The 12,697-nt window shown below is 58.3% G+C and carries 9 protein-coding genes; 7 read left to right on the top strand and 2 right to left on the bottom strand.

Annotation, left to right across the window (positions count from 1 at the left end; translation table 11 throughout):
* Positions 1-10: 10 nt before the first annotated feature.
* From KB449_RS18575 to KB449_RS18550, 6 genes are all read left to right on the top strand, one after another.
* The gene (locus KB449_RS18575) at positions 11-1,426 is read left to right on the top strand and encodes a family 43 glycosylhydrolase (protein ID WP_282909796.1); all 1,416 of its coding nucleotides are present in this window, start codon (positions 11-13) and stop codon (positions 1,424-1,426) included.
* 95 nt (positions 1,427-1,521) lie between these two features.
* On the top strand, positions 1,522-3,276 hold the full coding sequence (locus KB449_RS18570; protein WP_282909795.1) for an extracellular solute-binding protein: 1,755 nt from the start codon (positions 1,522-1,524) through the stop codon (positions 3,274-3,276).
* Positions 3,277-3,291: 15 nt separating this feature from the next.
* Positions 3,292-5,061: a sensor histidine kinase gene (locus KB449_RS18565; protein ID WP_282909794.1), complete on the top strand. Its 1,770-nt coding sequence runs from the start codon at positions 3,292-3,294 to the stop codon at positions 5,059-5,061.
* Entirely contained in the window at positions 5,036-6,655 is a 1,620-nt protein-coding gene (locus tag KB449_RS18560; protein ID WP_282909793.1) for a helix-turn-helix domain-containing protein, read from the top strand. The genes KB449_RS18565 and KB449_RS18560 overlap by 26 nt, the downstream gene beginning before the upstream one ends.
* A 16-nt stretch (positions 6,656-6,671) precedes the next feature.
* Complete coding sequence (locus KB449_RS18555; RefSeq protein WP_282909792.1) at positions 6,672-8,939, top strand: glycosyl hydrolase family 95 catalytic domain-containing protein; 2,268 nt, start codon at positions 6,672-6,674, stop codon at positions 8,937-8,939.
* A gap of 23 nt (positions 8,940-8,962) precedes the next feature.
* Positions 8,963-9,334: an iron chaperone gene (locus KB449_RS18550; RefSeq protein WP_282909791.1), complete on the top strand. Its 372-nt coding sequence runs from the start codon at positions 8,963-8,965 to the stop codon at positions 9,332-9,334.
* A 162-nt stretch (positions 9,335-9,496) separates the two neighbouring features.
* Here KB449_RS18550 and KB449_RS18545 read toward each other — a convergent pair whose 3' ends face one another.
* Both KB449_RS18545 and gdhA read right to left on the bottom strand, forming a co-directional pair.
* Positions 9,497-9,844: a hypothetical protein gene (locus KB449_RS18545; protein WP_282909790.1), complete on the bottom strand. Its 348-nt coding sequence runs from the start codon at positions 9,842-9,844 to the stop codon at positions 9,497-9,499.
* Positions 9,845-10,003: 159 nt separating this feature from the next.
* Complete coding sequence (gene gdhA, locus KB449_RS18540) at positions 10,004-11,383, bottom strand: NADP-specific glutamate dehydrogenase (RefSeq protein ID WP_282909789.1); 1,380 nt, start codon at positions 11,381-11,383, stop codon at positions 10,004-10,006.
* A 151-nt stretch (positions 11,384-11,534) separates the two neighbouring features.
* Between gdhA and gltC the strand changes: the two genes are divergently transcribed.
* Entirely contained in the window at positions 11,535-12,437 is a 903-nt protein-coding gene (gene gltC, locus KB449_RS18535) for a glutamate biosynthesis transcriptional regulator GltC (protein WP_282912850.1), read from the top strand.
* Positions 12,438-12,697 lie beyond the last annotated feature (260 nt).

Genomic DNA, 12,697 nt, shown 5'->3' with positions numbered 1-12,697 from the left:
GAGGCAACAGATGAAAAAACAAGGCTTGAACCCCTATCTGCCATCGTGGGAGTATACGCCCGACGGCGAACCCTATGTCTTTAATGGTAGAGTATACGTTTACGGGTCCCACGACAGATTCAACGGCCACGCCTATTGCTTGAACGATTATGTCTGCTGGTCCGCGCCAGAGAGTGATCTGGGCGATTGGCGGTACGAAGGCGTGATCTATTGCAAGACGGACGATCCGCTGAATCCGGACGGCAGCATGTGCTTATATGCGCCGGATGTCACGGTCGGCCCGGATGGGCGGTATTATCTCTATTATGTGCTCGACAAAGTGCCCGTCGTATCGGTCGCGGTAGGCGATACGCCGGCAGGCAAGTATTCGTTTTACGGCTATGTCCGGTACGCCGACGGCACGCGTCTGGGCGAGAGAGGAGGCGACGAGCCGCAATTCGATCCGGCCGTGTTGACGGAAGGGGATAAGACCTACCTGTACACGGGCTTCAGCGCGCCGGGCGATCGTTCCCGTCACGGCGCCATGGCGACGGTGCTCGGCTCGGATATGCTCACCATCGTCCGGGAACCTGAATTCGTAGCGCCAAGCGAGCCTTACAGCGTCGGCAGCAGCTTTGAAGGCCACGCCTTTTTCGAGGCGCCCTCCATACGGAAAAAAGGGGAAACGTACTATCTGATCTACTCCTCGGTCGTCATGCATGAGCTGTGCTACGCGACAAGCCGGTCCCCGACCGGGGACTTCGTCTATCAAGGCGTCGTCGTCAGCAACAACGATCTTCATATCGATGCGAACAAGCCGGCGAACATGCCTATGTATTACGGCGGCAACAATCACGGCGGCATCGCCCGGATCGGCGGCAAATGGCATGTCTTTTATCATCGGCATACGAACGGAACGAACTTCAGCCGGCAGGGCTGTATCGAGCCGATCGAATTCCGGGAGGACGGGACGATCGTTCAGGCCGAGATGACCTCCTGCGGTCCGAACGGCGGACCGCTCGAGGGGCGGGGCGAATATCCGGCTTACCTGGCATGCAATCTGTTTTGCCGGGACGAAGCTTTGTACACGGGAGCTCCGGGGGAATGGATGGACAGCCGCTTCCCGAAGATTACCCAGGACGGCAAGGACGGCGACGAGGAGGTTGGCTATATCGCCAACATGAGAGACGGCGCAACGGCGGGTTTCAAGTATTTCCGCTGCGAGGGCATCCGGTCCGTCCGCATCAAGGTGCGCGGTTATTGCCGGGGCGCCTTTGAAGTCAAGACGTCGTGGGACGGACCCGCGCTCGCCAGAATCCCGGTCGACTTTACAAACGTGTGGCGCGAATATGCGGCGGATGTCGCCATACCGGACGGTATTCAAGCCATTTACTTGACCTATACCGGAACGGGGGGCGCCAGCTTGGCTTCCTTTGCGCTCGTTTGATGCTGGCAAAGATGTACATTGTCCGGGCCCCTTCGGCCCGCCTATAATGAGAGCGTAAACATTGCTAATGCTGAGCCGAAGAAGAGGGGATGGCTATGAACAAAAGCAAAGCGCGTTCCATGTCGGCTTTAGGTTCGGCCATGATGCTCCTGGCGGCGCTGGCGGCCTGCGACAGCGGCAGCGAAGGCATCGGCGGCGGCAACGCGGGCGCAAGCTCCGCCGCCACCCGCTCATCCGGCGGGACCGGGACGGAAGCGACCTCCGGCCCGCTCGGCAGCTACGACCCGCCGATCGAGATCACGACCGTGCGCAATCTGAGCGACATCGTCGAGAACAACGTGCTCGGGGTGCTGAAGGACGAAAATTTCGAGGATAACCGTTGGAGCCGGCTTTACGCCGACCGGCTCGGCATCAAGATCAAGTACAACTGGGTCGTCAAAGGCAACGACACGTCGGACCCGTACCTGCAGAAGATGAACGTCATGCTGGCCTCGGGCGACCTTCCCGACATCATTCCGGTGAACGCCACCCAGCTCAAGCAGCTCGCCGATACGGACGAGATTGAGGACATGACGGATCTGTACGAGCGCTACGCTTCGCCGGAACTGAAAAATATCCTCTCGGAGGAAGGCGCCGGCCCGTTCGACGCCGCGACGTTCGGCGGCAGGCTGATGGCCATTCCGCAGACCGGATCGTCGATCGAGCAAGCGCAATTCGTCTGGATCCGGACGGACTGGCTGGACCGGCTGGGCCTGCAGCCTCCAAAAACGATGAACGACATCCTGGCCATTTCGAAAGCGTTCGCAGCGCGCGATCCGGACGGAGACGGCCAAAAAGACACTTACGGTCTCGCCGTCACGAAGGATCTGTGGGGCGGGTCGATGGGGCTGGAGGGCTTTGCGGCCGGCTACGGCGCTTTTCCGAACATATGGATGGAGGGCGCGGCCGGCAAGCTGGTCTACGGCAGCGTTCAACCGGAAATGAAGCGGGCGCTTCTCGCCCTGCAGGGCATGTACCGAGGCGGCGAGCTGGACGAAGAGTTCGGCGTCAAGGAAGGCACCAAGGTGTCTGAGGCTATCGCGAGCGGAAAAATCGGGATGGCTTACGGACAGCAATGGAATTCCATCTGGCCGCTTCAATTGAATAAAAATGCAGATCCGAATGCGCAGTGGCGCGCTTTCCCGATCGTGTCCGAATCGGGCGGTCCGGCGAAGGTGCCGCTCAAATTCAGCACGACGAAGTTTTTCGCGGTCCGCAAGGGCGCCGCGCATCCCGAGGCGGTCATTAAGTTATTCAATATGCATGTCGAGAAAAACTGGGGCAAGACACAGGAAAACGCTTATTATTATGCGCCGCCGGATGCGGAGAGCGTATGGCAGCTTTCCTTGGTTCAGCCGGCGCCGACGAAAAAAAACCTGGAGCTGTTCCGAACGCTGGACGAAGTGCGGCGCACCGGGGACAAGCCGAAGCTGACGGGCGAAGCGAAGGCCGTTCAGCAGAAGCTGGACGCTTACGCGAGCGGCTCCAAGGAAGGCTTCGCGCTATGGGGATGGGAACGCATCTACGGCCCCGAAGGCGCGGAGAGCGTCGTCGATCAATACGACAAAAACGAGCAATTTTTATTCGATAAATTCGAAGGCGCGCCGACCGCCACGATGGTGGAACGCCAGACGACGCTGGATAAAATGCAAAACGAGGTGTTCGTCCGGATTATCCTCGGCGCGCCGATCGGGGAGTTCGACAAATTCGTCCAGGATTGGAACAAGCTTGGCGGCGAGCAGATTACGAGGGAAGTCAACGACTATTACGCAAGCGTAAAGGGAAAAGCTCGAATCGATCAGACAGAGTAGGGGTTGAAAGCCGCCATGTTCAAAACGCCGATGTTCTCGATTCGCAACACCCTGTTTCTTCGCTTGATCTTTACGTTTCTGCTTATATTGACGCCCTTGCTCATTCTTGGCGTTTATTTGTACCAGTGGTCGATTCACACCGCAAGAGAGGATATTTCCAAGACGGCGGCTTCACAGACCGCCTTCTATCTGACGGATCTGGAGAACGAGATCGAGCGGATCAAGCTGCTGCAGTTCGGCCTGCTGGAGGACGAGGACTTGAATAAGCTGACGCTGCTGTGGAACCGGATGGGCGTCATCGAGAAGACAGACAAGATCAATTCGCTGCGCAATCGGCTGTACTTGATCCAAAACAGCAGCAAGTATATCAAAGAGGTCAGCGTCTATATCCAACCGATCGGACGGATCGTCTCTTCCGTGGATGGCGTTAGCCCGTTGGACAAGACGCTGTACGACGCCGTTCTCGCCGTATACGGCAGCCGGAATACCCGGATCAACGAGTGGAAAAACGGGCTTTATCTTAGCGCGGCCAAGCCGAGCGGCAGTCAGAACGGACAACCGCTGTTCGTCGTCGAGATCGAGCTGGACCAGCAGAAGCTGACGGAGGCGTTAGTCCAGTTCAACACGTATCCTGGCAGCGGCACGCTACTGGTAACGGCGAACGGCGGCATCCGACTGGCAAGCGGTTCCGTGGCGTCGTTTCTGGATGAAGCTTCGTCGTACGTCAGGCAGCGGACAGACGGCAGCGAATACGGCGAAGCCAAAGCGTTCGGCGGGCAGTCGTATTACACCATCTACGCGGGCTCGGACAAGCTGGATACGGCCATATACCGTTTCATCCCATCCGAGGTCATCCGCAAGCCGCTCGACAAGTTTTACAGATGGGCCTGGCTATTTGCCGCGGCGGCGCTCGTGATCGTCGCCATCTATGCGATGTCGACGTACAAATTCATTCACAAGCCGCTTCTGCGGCTTGTGAAAAGCTTCCGCCGCGTCGAGAACGGCGACTTGGAGCAGGTCATCTTGCACACGTCGAAGGACGAATTCGGCTATCTGTACAGCCGATTCAATCAGATGGTGGCCAACCTCCGGTCCTTGATCGACCAGGCTTACCGGCAGAAGCTGATGGCGCAGCGCTCGGAGCTCAAGCAGCTTCAATCGCAGATCAATCCTCATTTTCTGTTCAACAGCCTGTTTATCTTGAGCACGATGGCACGAACGGGAGATATGGAGCGGGTAGAGCAATTTACGATCCAGCTCGGCGAATACTTTCGTTTCGTGACTCGCAGCGCCTCCGACGAAATCTCTCTTTCTCAGGAGATTCATCATGCGCGCACGTATACGGATATTCAGCTCCTTCGCTTCTCCAGACGGATCCGGGCGCGGTTCGAGGAGCTGCCCGCGGAGCTCGCGGATGCGAAGGTGCCGCGCCTCATCGTGCAGCCGATCATCGAAAATGCGTTCGAGCACAGCCTGGAGCGCAAGGAGGAGAACGGATGGATCGTCGTTCGCTTCGCCGGCGAGGACGGGGAGTTCCGGATCGTCGTCGAAGACAACGGCAGCGAATTGTCCGAAGAGAAGCTGCTTGAATTGACGAAAATGCTGGCGAACCGGGACGATACGGCCGAAACGACGGGGATGGTCAATATTCACCGGCGTCTTGCGATCACGTTCGGCGAGCGGGGCGGCGTCCGCGTCGCCCGAAGCGAGCTTGGCGGACTTCAAGCGACGCTATACTTTCCGTGGGAGGGACGAGCCGATGTACCGGTTGCTGATTGTGGATGACGAAGAAATGATTACCGACGGCTTGTACGAGACGCTGTCCCGATGCAATCTCGATCTCGATCTATGCAAGGCCTATTCCGGCAGGGAGGCGCTCGATTGGCTGCATCGGACACGAGTGGACATCGTGCTGTCCGATATTCGAATGCCGGGCATCGACGGGATGCAGCTCCTGTCCGTCATCAAGCGGCATTGGCCGCATTGCCGGGTGATCTTCCTCACCGGCTACAGCGACTTCGATGCCGTATACAGGGCGATTCAGACGCCAGGCGTGCAATACCTCCTCAAGAGCGAAGGGTATCCAAAGGTTATTCAGGCAGTCGATCAAGCCGTAGCTGAACTGAACGACAGCCTGCGCGTGAACGACCTCATCCAGCGAGCGCAGGAGAAGCTGAATACGCTCGAGGTGCTGGCCCGCGGCGAATATTTCCGGCATCTCTTGCATGGCGCGAATCCGGCAGCGAATCTGGCGGCCGACTTCCGCAAGCTGAGCATCCCGCTTGATGCCGAAAGGCCGGTCTACGTGGCGCAGGGAGATCTTTCGCGCGCCTCGTCCGCCGTTTCGTCCTACGCGAGCCGGCATGAATCGGCCATGGCCGTCACGCTGCTGGCCGAGCGTCTGCTGAACGGACAGGTGCTGAGCCTCGGCATGATCGATCGCTTCGGCGACGTGGTCTGGCTCATTCAGCCGTCGGCCGACCGAGCGGACGCGAGCGAAGAGGAAGAGGATCGCATGTCCTTCCTGTCTTATCTGGTCGGTCAATTCGAACTCATCCAGCAAGCGTGCATGAGCAGTCTCGAGCTCTCCGTCGCCGTAACGCTGGGAGATCGGCCCTCCAAGTGGGGGAAGCTGTCCGCCACCTATGACAAGATGCGGCGCCAAGGGCAGACCAGAACCGGAGACGGTGGGCAAATGGTTCGGATGCTTAGTCTCGATGTCTCATGCTGCGCGAGGGAACGCTCGCCGCGGGACAAATCGGATGCTTTATCCGCCCATTTGGATGCCGGCAGGCGCGAAGAATTCCTTCAGCTCTTCGACGAACTGACGGCGTCGGAGCAGGACAACGGGTCTCCCTATTTGCTGGAGCTGTACTATACGATCTCGCTTGTCCTATTGTCTTATATCAACCGGTTGGAGCTCGAGAATCAGGTAACCGGCTTTCCCGCCTTGATGCGGCCTGACGAATTTGCTTGCTGGAAGGACGCGTTCGCGTTTCTTCGCGCAATGTCGGGCGAGCTTTTCGAGCTCCGAAGCTCCGGAGAAAGCAACCGGGCCGCCGAAGCGATCCTGAAGGTCCGCGCTTATATCGAGGAGCATCTGGACGAGGATCTGTCTCTGGTTCGCCTCGCCGGATACATCCATTTCAATCCGTCGTACCTGTCGCGTCTATTCAAGCAGTCTTGCGGCATGAACCTTTCGGAATATATCGAAGCCGCGCGCGTCGAGCGGGCCAAGGCGCTGCTGAAGAACGACGACCTGAAAGTACTGGAAGTCGGGGTCCGGGTCGGGTACGAGGCCTCCCAGTCGTTCACCCGCTTCTTTAAAAAGGCGACCGGCGTGACGCCGCAGGAATATCGGGAAGCCTCGAGAACGTAAAGATAGGGGGATCATCATGACCGCAGATACGGCTGACAAGAGGCTCTGGTATAGACAGCCCGCCAAGGAATGGAACGAGGCGCTGCCGATCGGCAACGGACGGCTCGGCGCCATGATGTTCGGAGGCGCAAGCGGCGAGCGGCTTCAATTAAACGAAGATTCGCTGTGGTACGGCGGTCCGCGGGATCGCAACAATCCCGACGCGCTGCCGAATTTGCCGCGGATCCGAGAGCTGATTCTGGCGGGCAAGCTGCGGGAAGCGGAGGATTTGGCGTTAATGGCGCTCACGGGCGTTCCCGAATCGCAGCGGCATTATTTGCCGCTGGGGGACCTGGAGCTTCTGGGCGTCGCGAACGGCAGCCAGGTGGAGTCATACGAACGGGAGCTGAATCTAAGCAACGGTGTTGTTCGCGTCAGTTACGTGCAAGATGGGGTCCGATACGTCCGCGAAGCTTTCGCGAGCTACCCGGATCAAGTTATCGCTGTCCGGCTTACGGCCGACAAGCCGTCGACACTGAGCTTCCGGGTGCGCTGGGACCGTGAGCACCGGAGATACCTGGACGGCATCCGTCCTTGGGGAACGGACGGGCTGGTCATGGCGGGCCATGCCGGCGGAGAAGGCGGCGTGGCCTTTCGCGCGGCGGCGAAGGCGGTCGTTATCGGGGGCAGCAGCCGCATTGTCGGCGAATATCTGGTGGTCGAGCAAGCTGACGAAGCGATTTTGTACATTGCGGCCGCAACGACGTTCCGCTCGCCGGACCCGGAGCGCGCCTGCAAGGCGGCCATCGACGAAGCGGCGCGCCGTTCCTACGAACAACTGCTCGAACGCCACATCTCCGACTACGGCTCCCTGTTCAATCGCGTGCATCTGGAAATCCCGGACGCCGGCCGAGAGAAGGCAGGGCTGCCGACGAACGAGAGACTGGCTCGCGTCGAACGGGGCGAAGACGATCCGGGACTCGTGTCCCTATACTTCCATTACGGACGTTACCTCCTCATTTCCTCCAGCCGTCCGGGGTCTTTGCCTGCCAATTTGCAGGGCATCTGGAATCCTCATTTTCTGCCGCCGTGGGACAGCAAGTACACGATTAACATCAATGCCCAGATGAACTACTGGCCCGCGGAGAATTGCAATCTGGCCGAGTGTCATTTGCCGCTGTTCGAGTTGATCGAGCGGATGCGCGAACCCGGACGACGGACGGCGGAGACGATGTACGGGTGCCGCGGGTTTGCCGCGCATCACAATACGGACATCTGGGCGGATACGGCGCCGCAGGACGGTTGGCCGCCCTCGACGTTCTGGCCGCTCGGCGCGGCATGGCTCTGCCTCCATCTCTGGGAGCATTATGCCTTCGGCAAAGACGAGACGTTTTTGGCGGAGGCTTATCCGACGATGAAGGAAGCCGCCCGATTTTTGCTGGACTATCTGATCGAAGGGAAAGACGGATGGCTAATTACCTGTCCGTCCATCTCGCCGGAGAATACGTACAGACTTCCCGGCGGACAATCCGGCGTCTTATGCGCGGGCGCTTCCATGGACTTTCAAATGATTCGCGCCTTGTTCGAAGCCTGTCTCGAGAGCGCGCGGCTCCTCGGCATCGACGAACCGTTCTGCAAGGAGCTGACCGATGCCCTGGTCCGAATTCCGGGGACGAAAATCGGCAAGTACGGTCAGATTCAGGAGTGGATGGAGGACTACGAGGAGGACGAGCCCGGACACAGGCATATATCGCATTTGTTCGGGCTATACCCCGGCGAGCAATTCACGCCCGAGGAGACGCCGGAGCTGGCGGCTGCCGCGCGCGTCACGCTGGAGCGCCGCCTCGCCCACGGCGGCGGTCATACCGGCTGGAGCAGAGCGTGGATCGTCAACTTCTGGGCCCGTCTGCAGGATGCGGACCAAGCCCGCGACCATGTGCTCGCGCTTCTGGGCCACTCCACGCTGCCGAACCTGCTCGACAACCATCCGCCTTTTCAGATCGACGGGAACTTCGGCGGCACGGCGGGCATCGCCGAGATGCTGCTGCAAAGCCACCGCGGCGTGCTCCATCTGCTGCCCGCATGGCCGGCGGCCTGGGGCGACGGCAGCGTAAGCGGTCTGCGGGGCAGGGGAGGCTATACGGTGGATATGGAATGGTCGCAAGGCCGTCTCGTCCGGGCCGTCATCCGCGCGGACCGGACCGGCATCTGCCGGATTCGGGGTATGGGGTCTGAGCTTGTCGAGCTGCCCGTGGAAGCAGGGAGGAGCTATTCGTTTGCGGCCCCGTTCGACGATCCGATATAATGGATGGGAACGGAGGGAGTCCAATGGAAGTTTTCGCGGAATACCTGGATCGCATCGACAACCCGTCCCACCGGGAGAGACTCGAAGCGGTTTTCGAATGGATCATGGATAAGTTTCCGGCGTTGACGCCCAAGATCGCCTGGAACCAGCCGATGTTCACCGATCACGGCACGTTTATCGTCGGGTTCAGCGTCGCCAAGCCGCATATGGCCGTTGCGCCGGAGAAGGCGGGCATGCTGCGATTTGCGGACGATATCGTCCAAGCCGGCTACGAACATACCAAGGAGCTTGTGAAGATCCGTTGGGACAGCCCGGTGGATTACGCGTTACTTGAGAAAATGATCGTATTTAATATGGCGGATAAAGCGGATTGCGAGACTTTTTGGCGTAAATAAAGAAGCCCGGGCGTACGTGCGCCGCGGGCTTTTTCGATTATCATACCATTCCCATCCGAATGTTGCGCGTCGCGCCGAACCGGCCATCCGACAATGGCCGTCCCGAACGATTCTTATAGCGGGCCGAGCAGACGGCTGCAGGCCTGCTTTTGTTTTGTCTACTTACGAACTCAACGCCTCTTTGAACGCCCTCATTTTTTTCCCGATCTCCACTCTGATCCGCTTTAACGTCCAGATCTGCTCCCACAATTGCTCGCGGCTTGCTTGTTCGCTCTCGCGCTGCAGCTTGCGATAGAGGAATATAAGCGTCTGATTGACATCGTTAAAATACGCGATGAGCTCGTCGCGCTGCTGCCTGCGATGCTCGGTCCGTTCGTCTCGTGCCGGAGCGCTCAGCTCGGCCAGTATCGCCTGCTGCCATTGTTCGTCCTTAATGGAGACCGCATAATTATACAGATCCAGATAATCGTCGATCCGCTTTTCGCGCTGCGCTTGGAAGTTGTGACTCATGACCGAAATCTCCTGACGTTTTTCAGTTTGTTTTTATACCGACAATTATACTCGGATAAATTGGTATTTCAAGTGCATTTTTCAATTCCGGTTTTTCGTTTGAAAAAAAAACACTCCGCCGGATTAACCGGAGGAGTGCTGGATCAATGCCGTGCGAGCTTATACCCCTTGCGCAAGCATGGCGTCGGCCACTCTGACGAAGCCGGCGATGTTGGCGCCGATGACGAGGTTGCCGGGAACGCCGTATTGTTCGGCGGCTTTGATGCATTCGCGATATATGTTGTGCATGATCGTCTGCAGCCTGGTATCGACTTCATCCATCGTCCAGGACAGTCTGGCGCTGTTCTGAGCCATTTCCAGCGCGGATACGGCTACGCCGCCCGCATTTGCGGCCTTGGCCGGCGCGAAGAGCACGTTGTTGTCGAGGAAGACGTCGATCGCTTCCAGAGTGGAAGGCATGTTGGCGCCTTCGCCGACGGCTTTGACGCCGCCTTGCACCAGCAGCTTGGCGGAAGCTTGATCGATTTCGTTTTGCGTGGCGCACGGCAGCGCGATGTCGCAAGGAATCGACCAGATGCCGGCGCAGCCTTCGACGTAGACGGCATCCGGATGCACGAGGACGTAGTCTTTGCAGCGCTTGTTTTCAACTTCCTTGAGCCGCTTGATCGTATCGAGGTTGATGCCTTCCGCATGATAGATGTAGCCGCCGGAATCGCTGCAGGCCACGACCGTGGCGCCAAGCTGGATGGCCTTCTCCATCGCGTAGATCGATACGTTGCCGGAGCCGGAGACGACGACCTTGCTTCCCTTGAAGCCGGACCCCGCGTCTTGCAGCATTTCCTCTACGAAGTAGACCGCGCCGTAGCCGGTCGCTTCCTTGCGGCCGAGGCTGCCCCCGTAGCCGATGCCCTTGCCGGTAAGCACGCCGGCTTCGTAGGCGCCGACCAGCTTCTTGTACTGGCCGAACATGTAGCCGATCTCGCGCGCGCCGACGCCGATATCGCCAGCCGGTACGTCCTTGTCCGGGCCGATATGCTTGCTGAGCTCGGTCATGAAGCTTTGACAGAAGCGCATGATCTCAAGGTCGGATTTGCCTTTGGGATCGAAGTCGGAGCCGCCCTTGCCGCCGCCGATCGCCTGACCGGTCAGCGCGTTTTTCAGGATTTGCTCGAAGCCGAGGAACTTGATGATGCTGGCGTTGACGGAAGGGTGGAAGCGGAGGCCGCCTTTGTACGGGCCGATGGCGTTGCTGAATTGGACGCGGAAGCCGCGGTTGACTTGAACCTTGCCTGCATCGTCGACCCACGGTACCCGGAAAGACAGGATGCGGTCCGGCTCGACCAGCCGGTCAAGAACGGCGTTGGCGATGTAGGCCGGGTTCTGGGAGAGCACCGGAATCAGGGAAAGGAAGACCTCTTTGACGGCCTGATGGAACTCGGGCTCGTTCGGATTGCGCTTCTTGACGGTCTCGAACAAACCGTCGACATATTCGTGCGCTTGCGTTGCGTGCGTTTGTTCGATTTTTTCGAGAATGCTCATGCGTCCAAAACTCCTTTAGGTGCAATGGCCCTAAAGCCATTTCCGTTTTTATAGATCGTAGTTTAATATTATGATCGAAGTTGTTGATCGCTCCAATATTCAGTTCCGATGAAGTTGATGCGTTTTGAGCATGAAGGAGAGGCGATTCGTCCTGGAAATCAGGCAAATGCGATATTTTATGGAAGTCGCGAAGCGCGAGCATGTCACGGACGCAGCCAATGCGCTGCATGTCGCGCAGTCTTCGGTGAGCAGGCAATTACAACAGCTCGAGAGCGAGCTCGGGGTAGACCTGTTCATTCGCGAGGGGAGAAGAGTCAAGCTCACCCCGAACGGAAAGCTGTTTCTGGCTCGCGTAGAGCAAATTATGAATATGATCGGCGAGGCAAAGCGCGAGGTGAAGGAGCATCTGGAGCCGGAGAAAGGTACGATTCGGATCGCGTTTCCGATCAGCCTGGCCGCTCACGTGATGCCGACGGCCATTTACGCGTTTCGCCAGCGGTACCCGGAAGCCAAGTTTCAGATGAGGCAAGCGCTCTACCGCGACCTGATCGAAGGCGTCGTTCACGGCGAATCCAATCTTGCCTTAATCGCGCCGCTGCCGGCGGAGGAAAAAAAGATTCGCTCCAAACTTTTGTTCACCGAAAAAATCGTCGCCCTGCTGCCGATCCACCACCGGCTTGCCCGCCAGCCCGGCATACGGCTGTCGGAGCTGAAGGACGATCCGTTCGTCACCTTGCCGGAGGGAACGATTTTTCGCGAGATCGTGCTGAATGCATGCCGCGAGATCGGCATCGTGCCGCACATCGCGTTCGAGGGCGACGATATCGATGCGTTGAAGGGGCTTGTCTCCGCGGGTCTCGGCGTGGCGCTCATGCCGGAGGTCACTTTGGTGGACATCATCCCGCAGTCGACGGTGAAGCTGCCATTGATAGACCCCCAGGTGACGCGCACCGTAGGCGTGATCTCCCCGACGCTACGCAAGCTGCTGCCGACGGAGCAGCTGTTCTATCATTTTCTGTCCGATTTTTTTGCCGATTGGAACAGGATTTCATAATCGGGGATGCGGGCCGACTTGTACCAGAAGCTGTGTCCATGGCCGCAATCGAGATGAAGCAGGCAGCTTGCCTGCTTCTATTTTTGTAATCTCGCATTCATACGATGTTCACATTGCCCACCTAATCTGAAGTAAGCCGGCAAATTGTTCATTATACATTGATAATGATAATCAATATCGTTAAAATGAGAATGAATCTCATATATTGGAAGGAAAGAGGCGTTTGAGGCATGACCGTTAACATATACGACTGCGGGCGG

The sequence above is a fragment of the Cohnella hashimotonis genome (assembly GCF_030014955.1).
Lineage (GTDB): Bacteria > Bacillota > Bacilli > Paenibacillales > Paenibacillaceae > Cohnella > Cohnella hashimotonis.
This window is presented reverse-complemented; position numbering and strand designations above follow the sequence as displayed.